General features: G+C 57.3%; 32 protein-coding genes. 15 read left to right on the top strand and 17 right to left on the bottom strand.

All coding sequences use genetic code 11. From position 1 onward, the window contains the following. The first annotated feature begins 13 nt into the window (after positions 1-13). Positions 14-427 (top strand): hypothetical protein, encoded by a 414-nt coding sequence (locus ADN00_RS10300; protein ID WP_075062895.1) that lies wholly within the window; start codon positions 14-16, stop codon positions 425-427. Here ADN00_RS10300 and ADN00_RS10295 read toward each other — a convergent pair. The 3 genes from ADN00_RS10295 to ADN00_RS10285 are packed head-to-tail and all read right to left on the bottom strand — an operon-like array spanning position 424 to position 2,296. After that, positions 424-954: a flavin reductase family protein gene (locus ADN00_RS10295; protein ID WP_075062894.1), complete on the bottom strand. Its 531-nt coding sequence runs from the start codon at positions 952-954 to the stop codon at positions 424-426. The two genes, ADN00_RS10300 and ADN00_RS10295, sit on opposite strands and share 4 nt — an antisense overlap. Positions 955-980: 26 nt before the next feature. After that, entirely contained in the window at positions 981-1,853 is an 873-nt protein-coding gene (locus ADN00_RS10290; protein ID WP_075062893.1) for an EFR1 family ferrodoxin, read from the bottom strand. After that, a complete protein-coding gene (locus ADN00_RS10285; protein ID WP_075062892.1) occupies positions 1,850-2,296 on the bottom strand; it encodes a hypothetical protein in 447 nt (148 codons plus the stop codon). The genes ADN00_RS10290 and ADN00_RS10285 overlap by 4 nt, the downstream gene beginning before the upstream one ends. A gap of 149 nt (positions 2,297-2,445) precedes the next feature. Between ADN00_RS10285 and ADN00_RS10280 the strand changes: the two genes are divergently transcribed. Continuing rightward, positions 2,446-3,048: a TetR/AcrR family transcriptional regulator gene (locus ADN00_RS10280; protein ID WP_075062891.1), complete on the top strand. Its 603-nt coding sequence runs from the start codon at positions 2,446-2,448 to the stop codon at positions 3,046-3,048. 13 nt (positions 3,049-3,061) lie between these two features. On the opposite strand, the gene ADN00_RS10275 is transcribed toward ADN00_RS10280, so the two are convergent. The 5 genes from ADN00_RS10275 to ADN00_RS10260 all read right to left on the bottom strand — a co-directional run bounded on the left by ADN00_RS10275 (position 3,062) and on the right by ADN00_RS10260 (position 4,781). After that, the gene (locus tag ADN00_RS10275) at positions 3,062-3,316 is read right to left on the bottom strand and encodes a YdeI/OmpD-associated family protein (protein ID WP_075062890.1); all 255 of its coding nucleotides are present in this window, start codon (positions 3,314-3,316) and stop codon (positions 3,062-3,064) included. A 77-nt stretch (positions 3,317-3,393) separates the two neighbouring features. After that, positions 3,394-3,645 (bottom strand): GlsB/YeaQ/YmgE family stress response membrane protein, encoded by a 252-nt coding sequence (locus ADN00_RS10270; RefSeq protein WP_075062889.1) that lies wholly within the window; start codon positions 3,643-3,645, stop codon positions 3,394-3,396. 95 nt (positions 3,646-3,740) lie between these two features. Beyond that, a complete protein-coding gene (locus ADN00_RS10265) occupies positions 3,741-4,121 on the bottom strand; it encodes a DUF5655 domain-containing protein (RefSeq protein ID WP_075062888.1) in 381 nt (126 codons plus the stop codon). Positions 4,122-4,145: 24 nt separating this feature from the next. Next, positions 4,146-4,319: a hypothetical protein gene (locus ADN00_RS20095; RefSeq protein WP_169787594.1), complete on the bottom strand. Its 174-nt coding sequence runs from the start codon at positions 4,317-4,319 to the stop codon at positions 4,146-4,148. A 15-nt stretch (positions 4,320-4,334) separates the two neighbouring features. Beyond that, positions 4,335-4,781, bottom strand: a complete 447-nt coding sequence (locus tag ADN00_RS10260) for a hypothetical protein (RefSeq protein WP_075062887.1) — start codon at positions 4,779-4,781, stop codon at positions 4,335-4,337. A gap of 184 nt (positions 4,782-4,965) precedes the next feature. On the opposite strand from ADN00_RS10260, the gene ADN00_RS10255 reads away from it, so the two are divergent. Further along, a complete protein-coding gene (locus ADN00_RS10255) occupies positions 4,966-5,592 on the top strand; it encodes a nitroreductase family protein (RefSeq protein WP_075062886.1) in 627 nt (208 codons plus the stop codon). Between the two features lie 78 nt (positions 5,593-5,670). On the opposite strand, the gene ADN00_RS10250 is transcribed toward ADN00_RS10255, so the two are convergent. The 4 genes from ADN00_RS10250 to ADN00_RS10235 all read right to left on the bottom strand — a co-directional run bounded on the left by ADN00_RS10250 (position 5,671) and on the right by ADN00_RS10235 (position 8,838). Next, positions 5,671-6,378 carry a DUF4386 family protein gene (locus ADN00_RS10250; protein WP_082390045.1) on the bottom strand — a complete coding sequence of 236 codons (708 nt, stop codon included), beginning with the start codon at positions 6,376-6,378 and terminating at the stop codon, positions 5,671-5,673. Positions 6,379-6,524: 146 nt separating this feature from the next. Beyond that, positions 6,525-7,040, bottom strand: a complete 516-nt coding sequence (locus ADN00_RS10245) for a hypothetical protein (protein ID WP_075062885.1) — start codon at positions 7,038-7,040, stop codon at positions 6,525-6,527. 257 nt (positions 7,041-7,297) lie between these two features. Next, positions 7,298-7,615, bottom strand: a complete 318-nt coding sequence (locus tag ADN00_RS10240; protein WP_075062884.1) for a hypothetical protein — start codon at positions 7,613-7,615, stop codon at positions 7,298-7,300. 173 nt (positions 7,616-7,788) lie between these two features. After that, positions 7,789-8,838 carry a hypothetical protein gene (locus tag ADN00_RS10235; protein WP_075062883.1) on the bottom strand — a complete coding sequence of 350 codons (1,050 nt, stop codon included), beginning with the start codon at positions 8,836-8,838 and terminating at the stop codon, positions 7,789-7,791. A gap of 305 nt (positions 8,839-9,143) precedes the next feature. Between ADN00_RS10235 and ADN00_RS10230 the strand changes: the two genes are divergently transcribed. The 12 genes from ADN00_RS10230 to ADN00_RS10175 all read left to right on the top strand — a co-directional run bounded on the left by ADN00_RS10230 (position 9,144) and on the right by ADN00_RS10175 (position 18,085). Beyond that, a complete protein-coding gene (locus ADN00_RS10230) occupies positions 9,144-9,842 on the top strand; it encodes a cupin domain-containing protein (protein WP_160317513.1) in 699 nt (232 codons plus the stop codon). 33 nt (positions 9,843-9,875) lie between these two features. Continuing rightward, the gene (locus ADN00_RS10225; protein WP_075062882.1) at positions 9,876-10,310 is read left to right on the top strand and encodes an indolepyruvate ferredoxin oxidoreductase subunit alpha; all 435 of its coding nucleotides are present in this window, start codon (positions 9,876-9,878) and stop codon (positions 10,308-10,310) included. A gap of 6 nt (positions 10,311-10,316) precedes the next feature. Next, a complete protein-coding gene (locus ADN00_RS10220; protein WP_330218346.1) occupies positions 10,317-10,658 on the top strand; it encodes a DUF5320 domain-containing protein in 342 nt (113 codons plus the stop codon). A 333-nt stretch (positions 10,659-10,991) separates the two neighbouring features. Continuing rightward, positions 10,992-12,308, top strand: coding sequence for a P-loop NTPase (locus tag ADN00_RS10210; protein WP_075062879.1), 1,317 nt, complete (start codon positions 10,992-10,994; stop codon positions 12,306-12,308). 97 nt (positions 12,309-12,405) lie between these two features. Then, positions 12,406-12,960 carry a peptide deformylase gene (def, locus tag ADN00_RS10205; protein ID WP_075062878.1) on the top strand — a complete coding sequence of 185 codons (555 nt, stop codon included), beginning with the start codon at positions 12,406-12,408 and terminating at the stop codon, positions 12,958-12,960. 32 nt (positions 12,961-12,992) lie between these two features. Beyond that, positions 12,993-13,727 (top strand): ZIP family metal transporter, encoded by a 735-nt coding sequence (locus ADN00_RS10200; protein ID WP_075062877.1) that lies wholly within the window; start codon positions 12,993-12,995, stop codon positions 13,725-13,727. A 4-nt stretch (positions 13,728-13,731) separates the two neighbouring features. Next, positions 13,732-14,406 carry a YggS family pyridoxal phosphate-dependent enzyme gene (locus ADN00_RS10195; RefSeq protein ID WP_075062876.1) on the top strand — a complete coding sequence of 225 codons (675 nt, stop codon included), beginning with the start codon at positions 13,732-13,734 and terminating at the stop codon, positions 14,404-14,406. An 8-nt stretch (positions 14,407-14,414) separates the two neighbouring features. Next, positions 14,415-15,410 carry a radical SAM protein gene (locus ADN00_RS10190; protein ID WP_075062875.1) on the top strand — a complete coding sequence of 332 codons (996 nt, stop codon included), beginning with the start codon at positions 14,415-14,417 and terminating at the stop codon, positions 15,408-15,410. A 4-nt stretch (positions 15,411-15,414) separates the two neighbouring features. Beyond that, the gene (locus ADN00_RS10185; RefSeq protein ID WP_075062874.1) at positions 15,415-16,419 is read left to right on the top strand and encodes an AIR synthase family protein; all 1,005 of its coding nucleotides are present in this window, start codon (positions 15,415-15,417) and stop codon (positions 16,417-16,419) included. Between the two features lie 128 nt (positions 16,420-16,547). Continuing rightward, on the top strand, positions 16,548-16,964 hold the full coding sequence (locus ADN00_RS10180) for a CBS domain-containing protein (protein ID WP_075062873.1): 417 nt from the start codon (positions 16,548-16,550) through the stop codon (positions 16,962-16,964). A gap of 9 nt (positions 16,965-16,973) precedes the next feature. Continuing rightward, a complete protein-coding gene (locus ADN00_RS19765) occupies positions 16,974-17,201 on the top strand; it encodes a hypothetical protein (protein WP_152966320.1) in 228 nt (75 codons plus the stop codon). Positions 17,202-17,254: 53 nt separating this feature from the next. Beyond that, positions 17,255-18,085 carry an MBL fold metallo-hydrolase gene (locus ADN00_RS10175; protein WP_075062872.1) on the top strand — a complete coding sequence of 277 codons (831 nt, stop codon included), beginning with the start codon at positions 17,255-17,257 and terminating at the stop codon, positions 18,083-18,085. 114 nt (positions 18,086-18,199) lie between these two features. Here ADN00_RS10175 and ADN00_RS10170 read toward each other — a convergent pair whose 3' ends face one another. From ADN00_RS10170 to ADN00_RS20665, 5 genes are all read right to left on the bottom strand, one after another. Next, entirely contained in the window at positions 18,200-18,490 is a 291-nt protein-coding gene (locus tag ADN00_RS10170; protein ID WP_075062871.1) for a hypothetical protein, read from the bottom strand. Between the two features lie 92 nt (positions 18,491-18,582). Continuing rightward, positions 18,583-19,158 (bottom strand): DUF5655 domain-containing protein, encoded by a 576-nt coding sequence (locus ADN00_RS10165; protein ID WP_075062870.1) that lies wholly within the window; start codon positions 19,156-19,158, stop codon positions 18,583-18,585. A gap of 40 nt (positions 19,159-19,198) precedes the next feature. Then, positions 19,199-19,672, bottom strand: coding sequence for a VOC family protein (locus ADN00_RS10160; protein WP_075062869.1), 474 nt, complete (start codon positions 19,670-19,672; stop codon positions 19,199-19,201). Positions 19,673-19,780: 108 nt separating this feature from the next. Beyond that, complete coding sequence (locus ADN00_RS10155) at positions 19,781-20,179, bottom strand: aminoglycoside 6-adenylyltransferase (protein WP_075062868.1); 399 nt, start codon at positions 20,177-20,179, stop codon at positions 19,781-19,783. 135 nt (positions 20,180-20,314) lie between these two features. Then, the gene (locus ADN00_RS20665; RefSeq protein ID WP_075062867.1) at positions 20,315-25,579 is read right to left on the bottom strand and encodes an Ig-like domain-containing protein; all 5,265 of its coding nucleotides are present in this window, start codon (positions 25,577-25,579) and stop codon (positions 20,315-20,317) included. Positions 25,580-25,997: the final 418 nt, after the last annotated feature.

Raw genomic sequence — 25,997 nt, 5'->3', positions numbered from 1 at the left:
AGGACTGTGAAGGGTGCAAAAACTCACCCCAAAAAATTTGGTTTGCCTGGGGATAGAGCTGCTGATCGCCGGGCTGCACATTCTTGGGCCTGGCCGGCGGGCTGGCGGAGAATGGTTTGTTCTATCCGCCAGTTATTTCTCTGACCTGACGCTGCCATTTGGGTTTTACTTTTTGCTATGCATCAGCGAGGATCAATTCAGGTTTCTGCGCCCGTGGTGGGTGAAAGCCCTGCTGGTGTTTAGCGCGGCGGTGGCAGCCGAAACGCTGCAGGCGCTGGGGGTGTACGCGCTGGGGGGCACCTTTGATCCGCTGGATTATGGAATGTACGCGGCGGGTGTGCTGCTGGCGGCGGCGCTGGAGCAGGGAATCATGCGGCGCGTGCTGCCTTTCTGGGAGGAGAAGCATGCTGCGGTTCCGCGCGGTTAGCTGGCTTTGCCGGTAAAGCGCCCGCCGTAGACCTTTTGCGGAAATTCGCCCAGAGAAAGCTCCAGCTCACACAGGCCGGTTTCCAGGTCTTCGTCGGCGTAGGCGTCCAGCACACGGGCGATGAACAGCCACTTATCGCCTGCCGGCGCGCGCTGCTCCACGCGGCATTCCACATGCGCAACGCATTCGGCGATGATGGGCGCGCTCACCTGGCGGGCCGGCAAGGGCGTGAGGCCGGTCTCTTTGAATTTATCCACGTCCCGCCCGGAATGATAACCGCAGTAGTAAACCTGGCGGCGCAGGCCGGGGGCGGGCACATTGACGACAAACTCACCGGTCTGCTGCAGGAGCTCGGCGCTGTGCATGTGCTGGCCAATGGCGCAGGCCAGCATGGGCGGGTGGTTGGAGACCGGCATGCAGAAGCTGACCGCGATGATGTTGGCGCGCGGCAGTTCCCCGCAGGTGATCAGGTAGTGGCGCATGGGCCAGAAATACTTGAGATACTCGGTTTCGATTTTCTTGATCATCCCTGCCGGCCTCCTGTTCGTCTACCTTAATTATAGCCGCGCTGCCCGATCGATCCAACCGCGCCGGCAGGCGGCAAAAGGTAAATGGCGTTTTGCGGCTGCTCATGCCCCAGCAGTTTCACATTGACCTTCGCCATGCCTTCCACTTTGTAGGTTGGGCACAAGATGGCCTGCTGCGGGCAGATGGTGGCGCAGTGGTAGCAATGCACGCATTTGTGCTTATCCAGCACGGGATAATCGTCCATTTTCAGCGCGTTGGCGGGGCATTCGCGGATGCAGCGCTGGCAGCGCAGGCAGCGCTGCGTGTCAAAGTGAATGGGCAGGCGGCGCAGCTCTCCGACGATCTGCGCGAAGGGGTAAATCAGCCTGACCTTCCAGCCCTGGTAGCCAAAAGCCTGTTCCACCTGCGGCCAGGGCATGGCGCGGAACAGATTGGCGCTGACCTGCGCGCAGAATTGGTCAATGGTTTGTAGCGCGGCGGCATCAGGGTATGACTCGCTGCTGTAGAAATGCGGCGCGCGCACCTTGAATCCGCCTACTACAGGGATCTTGTGCTGCTTCAGCAGGCTGGCCGCGTTGAGAAAAGCCTTGCCAGAGGTGATTCCGCCGTAGGTGATGTAGATGAATGCTTTGACATCTTTGGAAAAATGAGGCAGCGCCTGGCGCAGATACTGCTTGAGCGGCCGCAGGATGCGCAGGTTGAACACCGGGCTGCCAACCCCAATTACGTCGGCGTTCTCAAAGAGGCACGGATCCACTTCGATGGGGCTGCGCTGGCCGGGCTTACCCGCGTCCAGCAGTGAAACGCTGTGGCCGTCTTGCTCCAACCGCCGGGCGAGAGCCAGGGAAACTTTGTGTGTGGTTTTGTTGGGGGAGAGATACAGCAATACGATGTTCATGCTTCATCCTTGTCCGCGATGGGTTGGATTTCGAAACTCACCGAGCCGGGAAGGGCGTTGCGGCGCATGAAGCGCCCCTGGTAGGATTCAATGTAGGTCTGGGCTGCCTGCGCGCTTTCCCACTGGTACAGGCCGCAGAAGCTGCTCTGCTGGGGGTTGACCAGATAGGTTTTCGAGATAAACCCTGGCGCGCCAGCAAAGAAGGGGATGCTGCCATAGGGCAGCAGAGTTCGCTGCCAGAAGTTTACCTTATGTACCCGAAAGGTTACGCGCAGCGCGGCGGCGGGGCTGGCGGTGGGGGATTTGCGGGCAACCGTTAAGAACGGGCGGTATCCGGCGGGCGCGCCGGGCAACGCCGCCTGGCCGCGCGGGGAGATTTTCACCTTGCCGGTGAAGAAGCGGGCATGATAGCGCAGAAAATCAGCGATGGGTCGGAGCGGCATGAGCCTTGTTCCTTTCTTGCCGTGTGTTATAATTTATATTACTATCAGTATAAAACTATGGTATAATATATTCCGTTCCAGGGAGAATGTCAAGGCACCTGCGCCGGGAATTTGGAAACCATCAACCAGGAGAGGAGCAAGCAGATCGGATGGCCGCGAATAAAGCCAGTGAAAAAACCAGACAAAAAATATTGGACGCCGCCCAACAGGAATTTCTGGCCAACGGCTACGAAAAAACCAGCGTGGAAGAGATTGCCCGCCGCGCCGGCGTGACGAAGATGATGCTATACTATCACTTCAGCACCAAGCAAAACATGCTGCATGAGATGATGGCAAAGCTGGTGGCAGAAATCAAAGCGGAGCTGCAAACCAGGATGGCGAGCATGGATCTGAACGACCCTGCCCAGTTCCACACGCATTTGCAGGGCATGCTGGCCTTTTACCAGCAGCGCCAGGCCCTGATCCGTCTGATTGTGCTGCAATCCATCGACAACGCGGAGGCGCGCAGCCTGGCGGCGCTGAAAGACGTGTTTGAAACGGTGATCGCGCTCAACGGCAGCCAACCCGGGCAGGTAAGCGAAGAAAGGTTGGTGCGTCTGTTCTTCTTCAACGCCCTGCCCATGGCGATGTACGCCCTGCTGGCAGACGCGTTCTGCGCCGATTTTGGCATCGCGCCGGAGCGCTGCGAGCAGGTTTTTTTGGAAACCTTTACCCGCGAGTTTGTACACCCAGGGGCTTCCGGGGAGGGGTAAATTTCCCTGGCGTTTATCCTTTTTGCGAGGGCGCGTGCGGCATGCCCATATACACGCCGCCTTTTTCCAGCTCGTCCAGCATTTGCAGCAGGCGCTTCTGGCGGGTTTTTTCGCGTTTGGCTTGCAGAATCCAGCCGATATAGTCGTTCTGCTGGTAGGGCGGGCGCTGCTGATAGGCAGCCTGCAGCCCGCGCTCGGCGAGCGCCTGGGCAACAAAGGCGGGCATGGGGTGGCGCGGCCGTTTGGGTAGGGAAGGTAGATGATCCATCGCATCCTTATATTTACGCGCCCTCCGGATTTCATGTCGGAGGGCGCATTGAGTTTATGAGAGAGAAAGAAAACCGGTCAGGCCTTTTTGATCAGGCGCACCAGGTAGAGCAGTACAATCGCCCCGACCAGCGCGGTCACCAGCGAGCCGATCAGCCCGCCGGCCGAAATGCCCAGCAGGCCAAACAGCCAGCCGCCCAGCAGCGCGCCGATAGCGCCGACAATGATGTTGCCCACCAGGCCAAAACCGCCGCCTTTCATAATTTTCCCGGCCAGCCAGCCGGCCACCAGGCCGATGAGCAGGAACATCAATAAACTCTGAATATCCATGAGATTGCCTCCTTTATGGATTTCCACCCGCGGCGCTCCCCGCGCCGCTGAAAATAAATTAGATTTTCTTGATCATTATTCTAACATTTGCTGGGCTACGCTGGCAAATCGCGTCCGGCGGCTTGCCAGCCCTGGCGCAGCCAGGCGCGCACCTCGGCGTCGATCTCGGCTGCGGAGCGCAGCTCCAGGTGGTGCATGAAGCGCGCGCGCGACACCTGAACGATCTCCTTCCAGCGCGGCGAGGGATCCGGCGCGGGGAAACTGAGGCTTAATACCAGCGGGGCGGTTCTGCCGCGCAGGTAGCGGCCCGGCACCCACACCCAGGCAAAAGGCCTGGCGCGGCGCAGCACGATCTGGCTTTTTTGCACGGTCAGTTCCACCTCACCCAGCTCTTCTGCCGCGCTGAGCAGCGCGTCGAACAGCGGGCGCGAGGCCGGAAAGCCGTTGAAGAACTCGTCGAGGGTGGGAGCTGGCATGTAGATTGAAGAGAACAGGATGGTCTAGCTCAGTTTTTCAATGATGAGTAAAAAATTGACACGGTGCGCCCAAAAAAATCCCAGGCCCACGTTGGGAATGATAGCCGCGATTTCGCCTTGCAGTGAATTTAAGAACTGCTCCAGCTTGCTTTGGTCGGCCGTCATGCGCAGATCAAAGCGATGCACCCGGTACTTCATGTTCGAACTCCTTCATTACAACCCGCCATCCGCGGCAGGCCGCGCGAACAGGCCGCGCGCCAGGCGGACGCCGCTCACGGCAATCACCACCATCGCCAGGATGAATCCCACAAACAGAGTCAGTACCAGCACAAACCAGGGTCCGCTGGCCTCGATGCGCCCGCTGGCCAGCCCGCTGACGACGGCCAGCCCCTGGCTGCCCACCAGCAGGGCCACCATGCAGCCCAGTCCCCAGGCGATGATTCGCACTTGCGAGCGCACCCTAAGCGCCGCCCACAAGAGCAGCAGCGCGCCGGCCAGCGCCGCCGGGAAAAGCTCGCCCGGCATCAGAAAATCGAAACGGAAGGGGCCGCCCTGTGCCAGCCGGATGGCGGTAAACATAACCGGCGCGGCCAGCGGCAGCCAGATCAGCACACAGCCGGCGGCCGCCAGAATTTTGGTGAAGGTATTTTTCTTTTGCACGGCTGACTCCTGTTTATTGGATGGGCCTGCTTTGATTATAGACCTTTTCGGGCTGTCATTGTCCATCCAGCTTGGATCCGCACCGGTGGAAATGGCTGCGAGATAGGCTGGAAATCAGACACGGCATTCTAAATAGTAGTATAATTGTTCTACAATCAAGTTGTGTACTTCGATGGAGGGTAATATGGATGTGTATGAAGCCATCGCCGCGCGGCGCACCATTCGCGACTTCGCGCCGCGTGAAGTGAGCATGGAACTGGTCAAAAAGATCATCGCCGCCGGGCTGCAGGCCCCCACCAATGATCACCTGCGAAGCTGGCATTTTGTGCTGCTGCAAGAGCAAGCACAGCGCAAGGCGCTACTCGACCAGGTGATTAAACCGGTGGGCGGCAAAGGCGCGCTGGGGATTGTCAACCGTTGGGGATTGACAGACGAAAGCCAGCGCGAAATGTATGTGGACGCCATCCCCAAACAGTACAGCATGCTGTACAACGCCGGGGTGCTGATGCTGCCGTGCTTCCGCCAGCCGGCCCCGCTGCTCAAGCCTAAAGACCTTTCCGCGCTGAATTATTTTGCTTCGATCTGGCTGTGCATTGAGAACATGCTGCTGGCCGCCGCTGCTGAGGGTGTGTTTGGTGTGGTGCGCATCCCCTTTGAGTCCGAGCGCAAGACAATGCGGCAATTTGTGTGCTTGCCGGACGATTACGAGATCCCCTGCTACCTGGCGCTGGGCTACCCGGCCGAGGGAGCGCGCAGGGCAAACCAGGTGGAGATCAGTTTGGAAGAGCGTATTCACCTGGGAACGTGGTAAACCCGCTGGCAGCGTACATAAAAAAACCGCCCTCCGGTTGATGCGGGAGGGCGGTTTTTTGTGATTCAGCGCTGGCGCTCAACGCGCCGCGATTTTTGCTTCCAATTGGAAGAAGGGTTTGATCAGCAGAATGCAGAACACCGCCCAGGGGATCAGCGAGAGCAGCGAAAAGACCAGCCCCAGCGTGCCGGCTGTGGAGGGAATCGACATCAGCACCCCGGCTGCCAGGCCGATGATGGCCGTGGCGCGGCTGAAGAGCGGGCTGCGCAGCATGACGGCGGCGAAAATGAGCAGGGAGATGCCGTTGAGGATGTAGTAGGTATCAAAGACGGTGCCTTTATAGGTGGCCAGCATGGCCTCACCGGCTGCCAGGGCGATGACGCGCTGCGTCTCGCTGGCGGCCGCGGCGTACTGGCGGCTGAGCGAGAGCATCTCGAAGGCGGTGTTGGAGGCATAATAGGCGGTGATGCCAATCAGCCCCAGCACCAGAGCGATCAGCACCGCGGTATCACCGGCCGGTTTGAGCGCGGCGTAGAGCGCCAGGTAGATCAACACCAGCAGGGTGTTGTTGAGAATGTAGAGCAGGTCCATGCTGAGCAGTCCCAGCAGCCAGTTGCTCTGGAAGAGGGCAAAGAAGCCGGAGACGCTGTCGGGCGGCGGCCAGGCGATGTAGATGCCGATCTGCGCGGCCATGATGGCCAGCATGGCCAGAGCGGCAACCGCACCAATGCGGTAAATGCCGTTCCAATGCGGGCGGGCGGCGGCGGATGGGGGCAGCATGTTCATGGAGGGGTTTCTTCCTTTCCGCGAGTGAATGCGCGGGTGAATGGGCTGCCTGGCGGCATCCCGCCAGGTAAATTTTTGCTGCGTGGATTATACCCGTTCTACTGGCCGGGCAGGGAATTTGCGTGCCGGCCGCAGAGCAAAAAAGACTAATCGAGGTTCACCAACTTCTTGTGGCGTTCAATCTCATTTTCTTTTTCGGCGATGGCCTCGCGATAGGGTTTAAGTCTGGCGTTCTTGTTCTGGTCTTCTTTGAGGCCCAGCCAAACACCCACAGCGAACATGATCAGCGATACCACCACCGCCATCGCGATGGTGCTGCCATCACCGGTCATAATCCCACCAATGCAGGCGAACATGGCTATTCCTGAAAGCCCCATGCCCACTTTGGCCAGGCAGCCCTCATTGGATGTGTCGGGCATGCTGCGGCGGATCTCCTGGATTTCTTCTTTCAGGCGGGCAATGGCCAGCTCGGAGGCAGTTTTATCCACCCCGCTTTGCACCTGCTTGATCTGTTCGATGACGGGCGCGAGAGAGACAATCCCGCCGTCGCGCTGGACGACGTGCTCATTGCCGCAGTGGCTGCAGGCAAACCGGTCAACATGGCTGCCAATTTGCAGCTTCGCGCCGCAAGACGGGCAGGAGAGGGTTACAAATTCGGGCATGGATGGATTCTCCAGTACGTTGGGGTATGGTTTTTATTATAGGGGTTTTCGGTGAGAATGCCAGGCGTCAGGCTTCGGAAATGGTTCGGATCAACTGAACCACAAAATATGCGATGTGTGAGTGCGTCCCTTTTTAGCGGCTTGTCAGAGCATGAACTTTCATGTGTGTCGAACAGCGTACATCGCTGGCTTTGCTCTCGTAACTCAATGGGATTTCAACTGTTTTGGCGATCCGCTGGCAGCCGAAACATGCGCTCCTATTCGGTTGCAGGCAGCTTCTGGTTCCAAACAATTGGCTCTTTTGAAAGATGGTGTGCGGCATGGATGGCCTCTTCGATACTCGCGTGATCCGAATCATTTTCTACTTCCCACTCGCTGTTGCAAGAGAATTTGTAGAATAGTTCTTCTCCCCCATAACGACAGATGGCAAAACCATGAATGGGTTTGTAATTTGAGCCATCTTCAAATAACATCATGAAAAATGGCTTTTCGGGGTTATATGCCCATAGAAGCACTTTCGCCCCATCCAGTTCGTCGGGCGGCTCGAAACACTCATTGATTGGCAAAGTTGTCATGGGCATCCAAGAAGCTTAAATAGAGTAGTCATCCAAAGGCATTGCACGGCAACATTCATACTATACAAGTCTCGCCGTGCAATTCTTGCAGGGTCAAATTGAGGGCGGTTTTAACATTTCTGTTTTTTGCGGCTGACGATCTTCTCTTGATTCCCCAGCCCAATGCGGTCCGGTCAGTCCAGCGGCCGGCGGGGACGCACCTGCGTGCGCTTCCAATCATTTTTGTTGAGCACGCCGTCAGCGTCGTTGGGATTGTCGCTCTCGTTGTTGGTGTAAAACTCGTCGCCTTGTTCAGTCACCCAGCGGTAATTAAACTGATTGGAGCCGTAATCCACCAGGTTGGTGTAGGGATTGATGTACTCTTCCTGGTTGGTCATGGTCAGGTAGGCGTCGTTGCGGATCTCTTCGTTGGTCACGCGCTGGTGATCGAGCATCTCGTTGAGCGTGTTCTGAATGTGATGTTGGGTTTCGAGCAGCTTCTTGCCGCGCTGGCGCTCGGCGGCCAGGGCCTGGTTGTACGAGCCGGTCAGCATCTGCTGGCTGGCGCGCTCCTGGGCCAGCCACTGCGGGTTGAACTGCCACGAGCGCGAGATGAGAAACAGCACCGGGTCCCAGTCCTCAAACTCATCGAAGGGGGCGCGGTAAAAATAGGTGGATTTGTTCGACCACTGCCCCATGGCCATCTGCCCCAGGTTTTCGATGATGACGCAGGCCTTTTCTTTGTAGCGCACGCCCCGTTCTTCGTAAGCAAAGGTAACCTGCGCGCCGTCGTAGGTGGTGGGTAGACCGTATTGGGCCGTCTCCGCGCGGTATTTATTGGCGTACTCTTCCCAGGGCTGGGCGTCCAGCATCTGGGCGTTGGCGGCCTGCGGGTGCGCCCAGGGGAACATCATCTGCGCCAGGAACTGGGCCGGGGGCATGAGGGGGCAGACGGTCATGCCGCCGTAATTGCTGCCCACCGGGAAGAAGCCGCCCATTAAAAAGCGCGGGTCGCAGTATTTCATCTCTGGCACCACGCGCAGCATCACGCTGCCCTGCGCGTCTTTTTGAACGGTGAGGTCTACTTTGGCTTCAATGTTCTGCGCGGAAACTCGCTCGGCGTAGAGGTTGGCGCGCAGAATGCCGCCCTGCATTTGCCAGCCCTGCGGCACCAGCAGGGTGGCGGCGTTTTCGGTGGGTTCGGGCTTGCGCTGAAAGACGATCTGGTTTAATTTTGAGGCCATTCGCATTTCCCTCCTGGCCGTTTGCCGCAGCAGACCTGCCGGACTGCTGTGGGGGGCGGAAAGCAAAACGATTTACAACAACAAAGTGAATGGATATTCACAAGTATATACCGGGTTGGTTAAACCGATGGGCTGAAAGGAGGGTTGCCCAGAGGTTGTTAACCTTGCGCCGGGGATTCCGCGCTGACCCGCAACGGCGGTGTCTCTTTGCGCGGCGGCCGAACTGACAATAGTACTAAAATAATATTGTATTTATGACTTATTTGTACTATATTAATAGTACAAGAGAAGAAAGGAAGAATAGAATGGCAGGTCGTAGTCAAGACAGGCAGCGAATCCGAACCATGCGAATGCAGAGCCAATGGCGCGAGAGTTTGATGCAGGTGATGCAGTCTTCCGTGACCAGCCATGAGCCAGCCGAGATTAATGTGGGGCGGCGCTTGCAAGAGCTGCGCGCCCTGCGGGGACTGTCCATCCGATCGCTGGCAGAGATCAGCGGGTTGAACTTTAATACCCTGAGCCTGATTGAAAATGAAAAATCCTCCCCCAACGTTCTAACGCTGCAGCAGTTAGCCAGCGCGCTGCAAGTGCCCATCACGGCTTTTTTTGAGGTTTCCTTCCTTCCCAAAGATTTTGTTTTTCAAAAGGCGGGCCAGAGGCCGCGAACCTCGTTTCCGCACGGCGAGCTGGAAGATATGGGCGGGGGGCTGGCGCTGGGCGAGGCAACCCCGCTCTTGATGACATCCAAGCCCAAAACCAACAGCGGGGCGGATACCATTGTGCATACCGGGCAGGAGTTTGTCTACTGCCTGGAAGGTAGCCTGGTGTATTGGGTTGGGCAGCAGGAATATCACCTGGAGCCGGGCGACAGCCTGATCTTTCAGGCGCACATTCCCCACCGCTGGGAAAACCGGAGCAATGAGATCAACCGGTGCATTCTGGTGGTGTGCCCATCCGATCAGGAGGATCGCTCTGTGGGGCAGCATTTGATGAATGAGGAGTAACCGGCGGTTGGCCTGGAGAGGAAGTGATTGGCGATGACTGTGATTGTGAATGAGAGTTTATGCAAAGGCTGCGGCGTTTGCGTAAATGCCTGTCCGTCTGGCGCAATTCACATGATGGACGGGAAAGCGTTGATTGATCCGCAGCGCTGCGATGCCTGCGAAAAATGTATCGGCATTTGCCCCACGGGCGCGCTGCAGCGGGTGGAAGTGATTGACACGACCCCGGTAAAATCGATCGTGGTTTCTCCCCAAGCGGCTGCCAACCGGGGGCTTGCCAGGCGGCCCGGCTGGGTTGCGACAGCGTTGGCCGGCTTTGGATATTATTTGATACCGCGCATCGTTGACTTTTTTGCTTCTGGTTTGGAGCGCAAATCATCCACACCTCAGTCGCGCCTGACAGCAAGTGCCAGGAATGATTCGAGGCGGCCGCGCCGGCGAAGGCAGCGCGGCGGTCGGAGTGGATGGTAATCTTTTATGTACGAAGGAGATGATGAAATGCCAAGAGGAGATAGAACTGGACCTGCGGGATTGGGACCCATGACGGGCCGGCGCGCCGGCTATTGTGCTGGATTTAACGCTCCAGGTTTCACGGGCGGCGCGGGTAGATGGGGAGGGTTTGGCTTTGGCGGGAGGGGCATGGGACGCGGTTGGCGCAATATGGGCTACGCCGCTGGTGTTCCGGGCTGGCAGTGGTTTGGCGGCGCGCCGGTTCCCCCGGCTCAGGAAGAAACTGAATACCTGAAATCCCAGGCGAGCTGGCTTAAAGATCAACTCGCCGCGATTGAAAAGCGAATCGAAGAACTGGGACATAGTTAGGTGCTGTTTGGAGGTTTAAGGTGTTTACTCGTTGGATGTATGGAAAACGAGGGGTCCCTACACCTGGCAGCGGGGAGGGATTGGGCAAAGGAAACAAACCGGGGTCTGGCCCGGGAGGGAATTGCGTTTGTCCAAAATGCGGTTACAGCATGCCGCATGCGTTGGGTGAACGCTGCATGGATCAGGTTTGCCCCAAATGTGGGAGCAAAATGATGAAGGAATGACCGCGCAGACCTTCACTTGCGAGCGGATTGTGACACAATGCCGCGCATCCCGCAAATGAATTGCGCTTTGGTGAAGTGAAATTTAACCATCGAAAAGGAAAGACCCACTATGGCCACATCAGCCAGCAAAGATCAAACATCTGCTTCAGCAAAAATCACGGAAGGAGCCGCGGCAGCTTATAACCAGGTCCAAAATATCATCGCGGTTATGAGCGGCAAAGGCGGCGTGGGAAAGTCGTTTGTTACCGGCCTGCTCGCCAGCGCCCTGGCCAAAGAGAATTACCGGGTTGGCATTATGGACGCGGATATTACCGGTCCCAGCATTCCCATGCTGTTTGGTCTGCACGGGCCGGCCGAGCCAGGTGAGGTAGGCATCAATCCGCTGGAGAGCCGCTCAGGCGTAAAAGTGATTTCGATGAATTTGCTGCTGGCCAGCGAAGACCAGGCGGTGATCTGGCGCGGGCCCATGATCAGTAAAGCGATTAAACAACTGTGGGGAGATGTGATGTGGGGCCAATTGGATTATTTGTTGATCGATTTGCCCCCGGGAACTTCAGACGCGGCGTTAACCATCATGCAGTCCATGCCCATTAAAGGGATCGTGATGGTTACCACTCCCCAGGGGTTGGCCAGTATGATTGTGCGCAAAGCCGTTCACATGGCGCAAACGATTGGCGTGCCCATCCTGGGGGTGGTGGAAAATATGGCTTATTTCACCTGCCCGGATACCGGCAAGAAGCATTATGTGTTTGGCGACAGCAACGCGATCCAGGTGGCTCAGACGGCAAACTCACCGATTCTGGCGCAAATACCGATTAACCCCGCTGTGGCCAGGGCCTGCGACCATGGTCTGCTGGAAGAGGTTGACCTGCCCGAAATGCCGGAACTGCTGGAGGCTTTCACCTCGGTCGCCCCGGTTGAAAAGCGGGTGGGCGCCGCAAAACCCTCTGACAGCCAGGCAGGCCCAGACCTGGTTACCATTCAAGTCGACCAGCAACTGCACCACAGTCACCATCATCATGAAACGGATCAGGAGAAGTACAAGCGAATCTACTCGCCGATTGCCCGCATGTTCATTGAAAGCCGCGAAAATATGGGGATGCTGGATCATAAAAGCGTGCGCAGTCATTACCGCGGGTGGTGCGGCGACAGTATGCAAATGGATTTACTGGTCGAGGGAGATGTCATTCGCGATGCGCGTTACACCACCGATGGGTGCGGCGCGACCATCGCGTGTGGAAGTATGGTAACAAAAATGGCGAAAAACAAAACGCTGTCGGAAGCGCAAAGGATTACCCCCGAAGAAGTGATTCAGGCTTTAGAGGGGCTGCCCAAAGAGCACGAACACTGCGCCCAATTGGCAATTAACACGCTGCGTCAGGCGATCAATGATGCCATTCACCAGGCACTTCATCCTGTGGAGTAGTTGGCTTGTGTAGAGAGACGGAGCGGTGAAGAACCGGATGGAGAAGCCAGGCCGGCTGAGGTGCTGAGGAGATGGCAGCTAAAAAAGTGAGAGAACAATGGCCGTACGCGAGATTTTGATTTATCCACAATCGAAAAATGAGCTGCGCGCAAAAAGCCAGCCGGTGGAAAAGATTGATAAATCGCTCAAGCACCTGATAGCAGACTTGAAAGACACTTTGCAAGCCCATGAGAATGGGATTGGCCTGGCATCTCCTCAAATCAATGTTCACAAACAGGTTGTGATCGTCTGCCTGGGGTATGAGCAGGAAGGCGAGTGGGTAACCGGCCCGCCGGAGGCGCTGATCAATCCGCGGGTGATTGAAGCCGGGGATGAGCGCCGGGATTTTGACGGTTGTTTGAGCTTCCCTGGTTTATATGGCGAAACCATACGGCCGCACTTGCTGCGGGTAACCGGGTTGGATGAGCAGGGACAGCCGTTTGACCGGTATTATGAAGGATTCAACGCGGTGGTTGTTCACCACGAAATTGATCACCTCGAAGGCGTTTTATTCATCGACCGGGTTCAATCGGCGAAGGATTTATACACGCTGGAGAAAAACACGCGCGGGCAAACCATTCGAGTGCCCTTCAACGCGAAGATACCGGGTTAATGATGGAATTGCTTGTGGTGTAGGAGGCAGGCATGTTCCTAAACACGTTTGGTGCGGTTACCCTGGCGAGCTTTTTGGCCTGCCTGGTTACCAGCATCGGCATCTATACAATCAGCGCGCACGAGCAATGGGGAAACCGGAATGTAATTTATTTCATGAGCTTCGCGGCCGGGGTGTTAATTTCTGTCTCTTTTATTCATATCATTCCAAAATCAATCGAAATGACGAGCCAGGCCCCGATCTATCTCTTGGTCGGGTTTATGGGTCTGTATATCATCAACCGGTTCGTTAGCCGTTTTGTGTGCCGGGAGACCGACTGCAGGAATATTTCCATTGGTGTCATTCCCATGGTGGGCATTGGCTTGCACTCGTTTATTGATGGCGTGATTTATTCGGTTACCTTCAACGTGAGCATCTTTACGGGTGTTTTGGCCGCGATTGGAATGGTTCTGCATGAGTTCCCGGAAGGCGTGGTTACCTTTTTGCTGTTGGAACAGGCTGGCTTTCCGCGCAAGAAGGCGGCTGTTATGGCGTTTTTGGCAGCCGCGCTGACCACCCCCCTGGGTACGCTAATCTCATTCCCGGTGATCAACCAGATCAACCAGCGCTCGCTGGGGAATTTGCTGGGTCTGTCCGCCGGCGCGCTGGTGTATGTGGGCGCCACACATTTGCTCCCGGCGGTTGAAAATGAAAAGAAACAACATTCCATGATTTCTTTAGGAGCAGGGATATTGATCGCTATTTTGATTGTGATTTCAAAGGGTTAATCTCATGATTGAAAGTTCGCTCAGAATTGTAGAAGCCGTAAAAGCCATTCGCAAGACCATCCCAGCAGGGGTTACGCTTTTGGCTGCCGCCAAAACCAGAACACTGCCCGAAGTGGAAGCAGTGATTGAGGCCGGTGTTACGCATATTGGCTACAACTATATTCAAGAGTCGCTGCCCATTATTCGGGCGATTGGCAGCCGCGCGACCTGGCACATGATTGGCCATTTGCAGCGCAATAAGGCGAAAGTTGCCGCGGAATTCTTTGACATCATTGAAACCGTGGATTCGTGGGCGCTCGCGCAGGCGTTGGAACGGCACGCGGCCAGCTTGCAAAAGAAACTGCCCATTCTGGTAGAGATCAACAGCGGGCGCGAACCGAACAAAGACGGCGTTCTTCCTGAGGAGGTGGATGAGCTGATCGCCCAATTGAGCACGCTGACATATTTACAGGTACAAGGGCTGATGACGATGGGGCCGCGCTTTGGCAACCCCGAAGACAGCCGGCCTTTTTTCGTGGCCACCCGCCAGGTGTTTGACCGCCTGGCAAAGCAGAGCCTGCCCAATGTGGAAATGCGGTACCTGTCGATGGGGATGAGCAACAGCTACCTGATTGCTATTCAAGAAGGCGCCAATATTGTGCGAATTGGCACCAAACTATTCGGTGAACGGAGTGAATGAGGTATCGGATGAAATATGTATTTGGGCCAGTACCATCCCGGCGATTAGGGCAATCTCTAGGGATTGACCCCATTCCATTGAAAACCTGCAACTGGAATTGCGTGTACTGCCAGCTTGGCCGCACCCGGCCGCTGGTCAATGAGCGCAAAGAGTTTTTCCCGGCGGATGAGATTCTTTCCGAGGTGAAACAAGCCCTCGAAGCGCACCAGCCAGATGGGATTGACTGGGTTACTTTTGTGGGCTCCGGCGAAACAACCCTTTATTCCCGGCTGGGGTATCTCATCCGGCAGGTGAAGCAGATGACGCCGCTGCCCGTGGCGGTGATTACCAATGGCTCGCTGCTTTACCAGCCTGAGGTTCGCCAGGAACTGGCCGCCGCAGATGCGGTTTTGCCGACCCTGGATGCGGGAAACGCAGAGGTTTACCGAAAGATCAACCGGCCTCACCCCGACATCACCTATGACCGCATTCAGCAAGGGCTGATCAGCTTCCGCGAAGAATACCGGGGCAAGTTGTGGATTGAGGTGATGCTGGTTCAGGGACTGAATGATACGGAAGAGGCTTTGCAGGAAATAGAACAGGTTCTGATCCAGATTCAGCCCGATGAAGTGCACATCTTGCAGCCCACCCGCCTGCCGGTGGAGCCGTGGGTTAAACCCCCCAGCGAAGAAGGTCTGCTGCGCGCGCGCGCCATTCTGGGAAAAACCGCCAACGTTATTGCCCCGGCGAGCGGTTCATTTGATCTGAGCGGGAATGAGAATTTGGTTGATTCGATTGTTGGCATTATCACCCGCCACCCCATGCGCGAATCGGAATTGATCGAAGCGCTAACGCGCTGGTCGCCGGCGGATGTGAAAGGGACACTGAAGGCGCTGGAAGAAAGCGGAAGGGCGCAAATTGTAACGCGGTACGGCGTGCATTTTTGGAGCGCTGCTCCCGCCCGTTACCCGGTAAATGGTCAAAACGAGACTGTAAATTCTATTGAATCCAGCACGGAAAGTTAACGCCATGTCTAAATTTTCTCTCGAGGTTTTAGAACGTTATGTTCATCCCTTTATTCAAAACAATGATCCAGATGTCATTCTGGGCTCTGTTTTTGGAGAAGACGTGGCCATTACACGGGTGCATGAAGGCGTATTGGTCTCTCATGTTGACCCCATTGTGGGAGCGGTGAAAGATATAGGCTGGCTGGCGGTGCATGTTGCCTGCAATGATATTGCCACCAGCGGCACGCCGCCGCGCTGGATTCTGGTGCTTGTTCTGGTTCCGCGCAGAGAAGACGAGCACCTTTTGGAAGAAATTATGCGCGACGCAAGCCGGGCCGCGGCGGAATTGGGCGTAACCATTATTGGCGGTCATTCCGGTTATTCTTCCAATCTGGCGCGGCCTTTGGTAGCGGTAACGGCGCTGGGAACGATTACCGATCTGCAACCCGTGCAAACGCGGGGGGCCAGGCTGGGTGACCATGTGCTGATCACCAAGGGCGTTGCCCTGGAAGGTACGGCGATTTTGGCGAATGATTTCTCGGATACGGCCATCGAACTCGGATTGAACCAGGCAGACCTTGAAGCCGCCCGCCAACTGATGAAGAGCGTCAGCATTGTTCCAGAAGCGTTGATCCTGGCAAAGCATGGGGCAACTTCTATGCACGATGTTACCCGCGGCGGCCTGTTGGAAACTCTACTGGAGATGGCGAAACTGTCACAGGTGAAAATTTTGGTGGAAGAAGGGCAAATTTCGCTCTCTCCCATCGTAGAACGGTTTGCAAAGGCGTTTGACTTTAACCCGCTCAAAATGATTTCCTCTGGAACGCTGGCGGCCACCGTTCCGCCCGGCCAGGTGGAGGCGGCTTCTGAGCAGTTGCGACAAGCAGGGATCTCTTTTTCGGATATTGGGCAGATTGTTGCAGGAGAGGGCGTGCAGATCAATCACGGTGAGACGATGCGGCTTTACCACGATATTCATTGCGAAGAGGATGAGCTGGCGAGGATATGGGAGCTTTATCCCCGCTAACGGCGGCGCGGAAGAAAGAGAAAAATCTGCGCATCCCTCCACGGTACGGTTTGAACAAGCGCCAGTTTTAATCAAAGGTATAAAAGATTGCCTGATCAAACAAACGAATCGGAAAGCGGAGGTGAAAAATGGAAAGCCATCGGGTTAAAGATTGGATGACAAAGAATCCAATTACGGTAAGCAGCAGTGTTACCATCCCAGACGCGTACTGGTTGATGATTAACAATAAAATCCGCCGCTTACTGGTTGTGGATGATGGCAAGCTGGTGGGAATCGTTACCATTGAAGACCTGCGCCAAAAAATTCCTTTCACCACCTTTGCCATCGATGCGGTCAAGGCCAGCGATATTCTTTCTCGCTGCCCCGTTCGCCAGGTCATGTCCACTGAGCCAAAAACAACCACCCCCGATACACAACTCATTGAGGCGGCACAGTTCATGCTGGAGCAAAAAATCAGCACCTTGCCGGTGATGGAAGGCAAGCAAGTGGTCGGGATTATCACCGAAGGAGACTTCTTCCGCGCTTTTGTAGAATTGATGAAATAGGTTGTCCTATTGTCAAAAACTGTGGAAGCGGAAACGAATCGCCCTTTGTGGGAGCTGTTAATGTTGATCCAGGAGGGGAAAGAACCTCTGGAGTTAACCTGTGAAGAATGTTTTATTCTTCTGGATTATGATACCGATTTGGTCAGAATGGGCGCCATGACGGACAAAATTCAAGCAGCCATTCATCATCATCTGTCGATTTGTTCTGTGTGCTTGCGCAAGCTCACCGAGCAATAAAGCGGAAGAAGTGATCTTGAAGCGGTAAAGGTACCGGAAAAAGGAAAAGAATTATGGCGATCAAAATCATTTGTGTGATTGATAATGCTGTCAAAGAGCAGTCTGGCCTGCTGGGTGAGCACGGGCTGTCTTTTTGGATTGAAACGGATCACGGCAATCTGCTTTTTGATACCGGGCAAAGCGAGGCGGTTTTGGCGCACAACATGAAGATGCTGGGACTGCACCCAGAGGATGTGGACGCGCTGGCGTTGAGCCACGCCCATTATGACCACACCGGCGGTTTGAATAGTATCCTTTCTAAAAACCCCGGCGTGGCTCTGTATGCTCACACAGACATCTTTCAGGCGCGCTATTCTTTGCGCCACGGCAAATACACCTCCATTGGGCTGGAAGAGAAACACATCGAACCCATGCAAAAAGCGAATCTTCAGCTCAGCGACCAACCGCTGGAGATTCTCCCGGGGCTGTGGATGACGGGAGAAATCACTGAGAGGCCCGAACCGCAAGGCTCGAGCGCGCACCATTTCATCCGCACGCCAGAGGGCTGGCAGCATGATCCTTACCGCGACGATATTTCTCTGGTGCTGAAACGAAAGCAGGGGTTGGTGGTGATTTGCGGCTGCTGCCACGCCGGAATCCTCAACACCCTCCAGCATGTTAAGCGCGTCTTTCACGAGCCCGTGCTGACCATTGTTGGCGGCACGCATCTGGTGGGCGCGGATGAGGCTTATCTGGAGCATGTGGTGAGCGTGTTTCAAGCGGATTACGCCCAAACCGATTTTTATCTCAATCACTGCACCGGCGACAGCGCGTTTCAGCTGCTGCTCAGCCGGTTGGGCAGCCGGGTGAAGAGCTTCCCTGCCGGGTCGGTGCTTGAAGTTTGACAAAACGCGCGCGGCACAACAGCGGACCTGTGCGTTTAACGCGATCAGCGCTCAACGGGTTTTTCCTTCCGTCGAGCGCTGATCTGATTCCTTCAGCAATGAATGGCTGTTGGCTTACTGGCCGTCTTTCTCCGGCCCAGGTTCAGGGTCTACAAAGACCACGCCGCCGCCGGGCAGGCGCCGGTCGCGCAGAATGGCTTCCAGCACCATTTGCTCCTTCTCGTTGAGTACCGGGTCGCGGCCGCGTTGCTCCATCAGCACGCGCATGGCAATGTGCAGACCACCGGCGGTGATCTTCTCGGGCAGGTGGCCGGTCTGGCGCACATGCTCCACCACCGACCGCACCGTGGCGTAGACCATGGCGGTTACTTTGAGACCAGCGAGTGAATACGAATTGTCTTCCATACGATTTTCCCTCCTGTGGAAATAAAAATTCGCAACCCGATAGGCTTCGCCTCAGGGTTGCGAATGATTGATGCATTCATTATACAACAAAATTATCCGTTCTGTTCGTACGACTCGCGCAGCAGGGCTGCGACCTCCTCGTCAATTTCTTCCAGCGAGCTGACGGATAGTTTATGCGTGGCCTGGCCGGGCGCTTTGGCCGGGGAAAGGCGCGGCGAGGCGGGCGGGTTGGTGAAGCGCAGTCCCACCTCGATGCGCGCGCGGCTGGCAGCGGCCACGGCGGCGAACTGGCGGCGGCGTACAAAGGGTGTGTAGGTGGAACGGCCTTCGGCGCGCACGTCATCGCCCAGGGCTTCGATGATTTCGCGCAGGCGGTCAAAGAGCGGCCGCAGGTGCGCCTTGGGGCCGGTGTACTGCGAGTCGATGTAGCCTTCCACGCTGGGGCGCACCCAGCCTGCCGCGCAGGCGGCTGTTTCGGCAATTTCCCACTGCGAGTTTTGCGGCACGCCGTGCTGCGTTTTCAGCCAGTTACGCACGGCTTTCTGATCCAGCGGATCGATGCCGCTGGCGTTGACCAGCTCTACCCATTCGGACAGGCTGCGGCCGGTGCGCTGCTGCAGGTTGGCGGCGACAGCGGCCATCATTTCTTGCGGACTGCGGGGCGGCATGATGAATTTCCCTCCGGTTTTCTGGTGATTGTACCCGCGATCAGCCCTGCTCGTAGGCCTGTTTAAGCAGAGCGATATCGAGTTTGACCATTTGCAGCATGGCTTTGGTCACGCGGCGCACTTTTTGTGGGTCTTTGTCTTGCATCATTTCGCCCAACACGGTGGGCACAATCTGCCACGAGAGGCCGAATTTGTCTTTCAGCCAGCCGCACTGCTCGGTAGAACCGCCGGCTGAGAGCGCGTCCCACAGCGCGTCCACTTCGGCCTGGTCCTGGCAGTTGACCGTGAAGGAGATGGCCGGGGTGAAGGAGAAGTAGGGGCCGCCGTTGATGGCCTCGAACTGCTGCCCGTCGAGGGTGAAGCCGATGGTCATCACCGTGCCGGCTGGGCCGGGGCCTTCTTCTCCGTAATAGGAGACGGCGTCAATCTGTGAGTTTTTGAAGATGGACGTGTAGAAAGCAACCGCTTCTTCGGCGTTGCTGTCAAACCACAGGGAGGGGGTAATCTTCTGCATGAGTTTTTCCTCTCGTTAGGAATCACCAAATCCGAATATGACTAATTTAGCACTAATTATCAACTTTAGCAACGCCCGCTGCGCTGCCGGGTTGTTGGGCGAGAGGAATCATTCTATGGGTTGGAATGGGCTGAGCAGCGGCTGGCGTTCAAACAAAACGCGCATACCGTCTTCGATCACCCGCCGCGTGCCCGCGTCCAGCGGCCGGGCGGCCCAGTCCGCGCCAGTGAGGCCGAACTCCACTTCCAGGCCGCTTTGATACCACACGCGCAGCGAAGTGAGCCGCCCGTAGTCTTCCATTTGGGAGCAAAGCAGCTCGCCAAAGCGATTGACCCAGGACTGGTCGTTGAGATATCTTTGCGGATCGCGCGCCAGAATCACCAGGTCTACGTCGGAGGTTGGGCTGGCCGTTCCGCGCGCGTGCGAGCCAACCAGGGCGGCGGCCAGCACGTCGGGCTGGCTTTGCGCCCAGGCGGTGAAGTTTAGCAGAAAGGGGGAAACGGACAAGGCTGCGCTCCTTTTGGTTCTTTAATGATTATAAAGGGTTGCACGGCGGGTGGGGCAGGTTAAAAAACACCGCCGGGCGGCTGGCGCTGCCAGAAAACCCGGCGGTTTTATCTCTCTTTCAGATAGTGGGGCTGGCTATTCCACACTGACCAGTACGGCGCGCACCACACGGCGCAGGCGATAATTGTCTTCTTGCGCGTCGAAAGACTCGCAGGTTACCAGGGTGAGCCAGTCTTGCTCTTTGGGCTCAAATACCTGGGTGACGCCGCGCGCGCTGATCAGGTTGTTCTCGCGCACTTCATAGGTGTAGGTTTGCCCGCCGGTGATGATCTGCAGCGGGTCGCCGTAGCGCAGGCTCTTCAAGTTGGCGAAGATGCCGGGGGTGTTGTCGGCGTCCCACACATGCCCGGTGAGAACGGTGTTGCCCTGCCAGGTGGGGTAAGCCGAGCCGTAGAGATAACCGGCGCGGCTGCCCAGCCAGGAGACGTCCCAGCTTTGCTCGCTGCGCGGCACGCCCACAATGGCGGTCTGCACCCCCAGGCCGGGGATGGACAGCGTCAGCCCGCTGCTGGCGTAAGCCAGGTTGGCCGGTTGAGCAGGCAGGGTGGTGAATTTGCCCGGGGCAAAGCCGGTTTCGGGCAGGCTTTCGGGTTCGGGGCGCACGCTGAAGTCGAAGACCGCGTCTTCACCGCCGTTGATGGGGTTGCCGGCCAGGTCAACGATGGAGGTGGTGCCGCACACAAACAGGCGGTAGCTTCCCACCGGCAGGCGGCTGGCCAGACGGATGGTGGAGGTGTTGGTTTCGCTGTCGTAGTCCACGCTGATGACGGCGAACTGGATGTCATCGGGGGCCAGGCCTTCGGCGCAGGAGAGGGTGTCGAAGAGCTGGTTGGGCCCGTTTTTCACCAGCAGGTAGTTGGCCGGGTTGGTTACGTCATCGGGGTCGCTGTGGCCTTCGGGGTTGAATACCGGCTTATTGAAATTCACTCCAAAACTGGCCGGGCCAGAGCCGGTATATTCGACCTGGATTCCGGGGATGCTCACTTCGGGGGTGGACGTGTCGAAGGTAACGGTGTTATCGGTGCTGGTGCTGGCTGCGTTGGGGTTGCTCGAAGCGTCCAGCACGCGGTTGGCCGGGATGGAGACCACGACGGTGCCGTTGCCGCTCATGCCGCTGACCGAGATGGTGTAGCGGGATGCGCTGGAGATACCTTTATCCGCGCCGGGCGCGGCGCTGCCGGACGGCTCTTCGTCTTTCATGGCAGAGCTGATGGTTGCGGTTAATGTGCCGGGGGCGGTGCTGCCCGCAAAAGAAACATCTTCCGCGGTAAAGCCGGTTACCGCTTCGCTGAAGGTGGCGGTGAAGCGGATCGGTCCGGTGTTGACCGGGTCGGCCTGATCGCTGGCCTGCTCAACGGTAACGGTGGGGGCGCTCACGTCATAGGTTACGGTGTTGTCGCTGGAGGTGCTGGCGTCGCTCTGGTTGCCGAGCGCGTCGGCGGCGGCATTGGCCGGCAGAGAAACCATAACCAGGCCGGAGCCGGTCATACCGCTGACCGAGATGGTGTAGGCCAGCTCGGTGCCGGGGTCTGGGTCGCCGCCGGGCAGTGGATCACCCGACGGGGAAAAGGCGCTGATCTCGGCGGTTAATGTGCCAGGGGCGGTGCTGCCGGTAAAGGAAACGTCTTCCGCGGTTAAGCCGCTGACCGGTTTGCTGAAGGTGGCAATAAAGCGGATGGGACCGGTGTTGGCCGGGTCGGATTGATCACTGGCCTGTTCAACGGTAACGGTGGGGGCGCTCACGTCATAGGCAACGGTGTTGTCGGTGGAGGTGCTGGCGGCGCTCAGGTTGCCAGCCGCGTCGGCGGCCGCGTTGGCCGGTATGGAAACGATGACCGTACCGGAGTCGGTCATGCCGCTGACCGAGACGGTGTAGACCGCTCCGCTGCCGCTGATCTCGGCGGTTAATGTGCCGGGGGCGGTGCTGCCTTCAAAAGAGACATCTTCCGCGCTGAAACCGGTTACCGCTTCGCTGAAGGTGGCGGTGAACAGGATGGGTTCGGTGTTGGTCGGGTCAGCCTGGGCGCTGTCCTTTTCCACGGTAACGGTGGGGGCGGCTGTGTCATAGGCTACGGTGTTGTCGGCGGAGGTGCTGGCAGTGTTGCTGTTGCCCGCGGCGTTGGTAACCTTCTCTGCCGGGATGGAAACGACCACCGTGCCGGGGCCGGTCATGCCGCTGACCGAGACGGTGTAGGCTGGTCCGCTGCCGCTGATGGAGGCTGCCAGCGTGCCGGGGGCAGTGCTGCCCGCAAAGGAAACATCTTCCGCGCTGAAACCGGTTACCGCTTCGCTGAAGGTGGCGGTGAACAGGATGGGACTGGTATTGGTCGGGTCAGATTGGCCAACCGCCTTCTCAACCGTTACACTGGGGCTGACGGTGTTGACCGCGTAGGTGTTGGAATCGGTGGTGCCGCTGCCCGCGTTGCCGGCCAGGTCGGCAATGCCGCTGTTATCGAGCGTGATGACGTTGGTGGCATCGCTGGTATCCGCGGCCGGGGTGAGGGTAGCCGTCCAGGTGATGCCGCCGTCGCTGGAAGTGGGACTGCTCAACGTGCCGCTGCCCACGCTCAGGTCGGTGGTGGTCAGGCCGCTGACCGCCTCAGAGAAGGTGAAGGTTACCGCGCTGGTTTCCCCGGCGGCCAGAGAGGTATCGAATACAACGATGCTGGTTGTGGGGCGGATGGTGTCTACGGCGTAGTTGTTGGAACTGGCGCTGCCGCTGCCTGCGTTCCCAACCGCATTCTGCACGCCGCTGTTCGTCAGGGTGATGGTGTTGGTGGTGTCGCTGGTGTCCGCGGCGGGGGTGAGGGTGGCCGTCCAGGTGATGCCGCCGTCGGAAGATGCGGGTTCGCTGAGGCTGCCGCTGCCCACGGTCAGGTCGGTGGTGGTCAGGCCGCTGATCGCTTCGGAGAAGGTGAAGGTTACCGCGCTGGTCTCGCCAATGGACAGAGAAGTATCGGATACAACGATGGATTCAGTGGTGGGGCGCACGGTGTTGACCGCGTAGGTATTGGAATCGGTGGTGCCGCTGCCCGCGTTGCCGGCCAGGTCTTGCACGCCGCTGTTATTCAGGGTGATGACGTTGGTGTCATCGCTGGTATCCGCGGCGGGGGTAAGGGTGGCCGTCCAGGTGATGCCGCCGTCGGAAGACGACGGTTCGCTCAGGCTGCCGCTGCCCACAGTCAGGTCGGTGGTGGCCAGGCCGCTGACGGCTTCGGAGAAGGTGAAAGTTACCAAGCTGGTCTCCCCGGCAAGGAGAGAGGTATCGAATACAACGATGCTGGCCGTTGGGCGAATGGTGTCTACGGCGTAGGTATTGGAATTGGTAGTGCCGCTGCCCGCGTTGCCGGCCAGGTCTTGCACGCCGCTGTTATTGAGGGTGATGACGTTGGCAGCATTGCTGATGTTCGCGGTTGGGGTAAGGGTGGCCGTCCAGGTGACGCCGCCGTCTGAAGACGACGGTTCGCTCAGGCTGCCGCTGCCCACGGTCAGGTCGGCGGTGGTCAGGCCGCTGACCGCTTCGGAGAAGGTGAAGGTTACCAAGCTGGTCTCCCCGGCGAGGAGAGAGGTATCGGATACAAGGATGCTGGCCGTGGGGGGAACAGCTTCCAGGAAGCTGGCGCTGACGCTGAGGGAAGCGGTGATGTTGGCGTCCTGGCGGGTGGCGGTGGTGAGGTTGTCGCTCCATTTGTCAAATTTGTAATTGGTGCTCGGAACGGCGGTTACCGGGCTGCCGGTTCCGCCGGGGCTGACGGTTTGCGACGTACTGCCGGTCAGGCTGCCGTTGGCACCAGCGGAATAGCTCAAGGTGTAGCGGTTGAAGTAAGGGTAAGAACTGCCTTCGTTGATTTTCCAGAGGGTGGTAAAGTCCCAGCCGCTGAAGGTGCTGGCGGTTTGCATGGCGCTGGTGGGCTGCGGAACGCCTTTGCCTGTGTCTGATTGCCCGGAAATGCTCGAGTCATAGTAAGAGCTGGTGACGGTGCCGCTGTTCAGGCCCACCAGGCCGCCAAAATTGCTGCCGGTCTCTTGCACGCGGGTGGCGCCGCCGAAGACGGTTCCATCGTTGTGGTGGCTGGTGCTGTCTATAGCCGTCGTTCCACTAGTTTCATCCAGCTTCCAGTAGCCGATCAGGCCAGCTTCGTCGCCTTCGAGCTGCTTGTTTTTATCGGCGTAGATCTGCTCACTGCTGCGCACGGTGTTCCAAAAACGCACATCGCTGATTTTGCCTTTGAAGGGAAAAGAGTCGTCTGATCGGCGGCCAATTCGAAAATTAAACGAATTATCCGCGTAGGGATTCGTTTCCGGATGAAGCAGCGGCACCGGCGCTTCAGTTGTGACATTAACACCTGCCTGGTAAATGTCTTGCGGCTGGCCGTTGATGTAGACCCGCGCGGTCTGGGTGGAATAGTCCCATACGGCTGCCACGTGAAACCAGCCCGGCCGGATGACGTTTTTAACATCCTGGTAGGCTCTCCCATCTGCATAGAGGGTTTTAGGCCGGTAAACCGGAATAAAGCGGATGCCGTTAACGTCCGAACCGCCGCCGGTGTGGATTTCAAACTGTTCGAATCCTTTGCCGGTGATAAATTGCACATTATCCGTGCCCACATCATCCCACTCGAACCAGGCCTCGATGGTGAAGCTGTCGGTGAGGTAGTAGGACTGATGGGGAATCTCAATGTAATCATCCACGCCGTCAAACTGCAGGTAGTTGTTCAAGACCGACGTTGAAACCACGGAGGCCGCGTAGGAGGTTTGCACGCTGCCGCTGTTGGAACCGGCCAAACCGCCCACGTTGTTTTTGCCGGTTACCTGCGCCTGGGTGAAGGCGTTGGTGATCTGCCCGGCGTTGCTGCCCACCAGGCCGCCGACATTGTCTTGCCCGGAGAGATTGCCCTTGGCGGAGGAAGCGCTGATCTGCCCGTAGTTAGCCCCGGCCAGGATGCCGGCGGTATTGCCGGCCGAGATGTTGGCGTTTTCCACCACCACGTTGGTCAGCTTGCCGCCCGCGCCGATCACGCCGAACAATCCCTGGTCAGCGGTGGAGGTGTTGGTGAGGCCCAGGTTGCGGATGACTTTGCCGTTGCCGTCCAGTTGGCCGGTGAAGCGGGAAGCGTCTGTACCGATGGGTGTCCAATTGGGATAGCCGCTCAGGTCGATATCGGCCGTCAGGCGATAGCTGGCGGTCAGATTGTCGCGGATATTGTTAAATTCTGAGGCTGTATCAACCTCAACCCAGATCGTTTCTTGAGCGAATACCGCGCCGGGAACGCCGGCCGGCCAGAGAAGGGCAACGATCATCCATGCGGCTAAAAATTGGGCGACGAGTCTGTGCTTCATAGTTTTGAGCCTCCTTGCATCTTCATGCTTAACGCTATTAAAACCGTTCACCCCCAGCGGGCGGGAACGGTCGTCAGTCCTTGTGATATGGCACAGAAGGGTTCGCGAGACCTTCTGTGGATTTCTTGCAGTGCCCCTTCTTTCGGCCCGCGATCCATGCGAGAGGGAAAATAGGGTGATTCACGTCGCCAATCAGGGATTTTGCCCTGCAGGTCATTGGTTAGAATGAATAGTTTTATTATCTAAAAGAATCGATTCAAAGTCAATAAAGGCAATGATTTTGGTTATTATCTGGTTATTTATGGATGTTCGCATCTCTTCAGAACCGGCGCCCTGCAGCCGATACTATACTAACCGGACAATCCAGCTCCGTTACAGGTACATTCATCCGGCAGAAAAAAGGAAAGTGGGAATATGA

The sequence above is a fragment of the Ornatilinea apprima genome, assembly GCF_001306115.1.
Classification (GTDB): Bacteria; Chloroflexota; Anaerolineae; order Anaerolineales; family Anaerolineaceae; genus Ornatilinea; species Ornatilinea apprima.
Note: the sequence above shows the minus strand (reverse complement) of the source record. Positions and strands in the feature narration are given on the sequence as shown.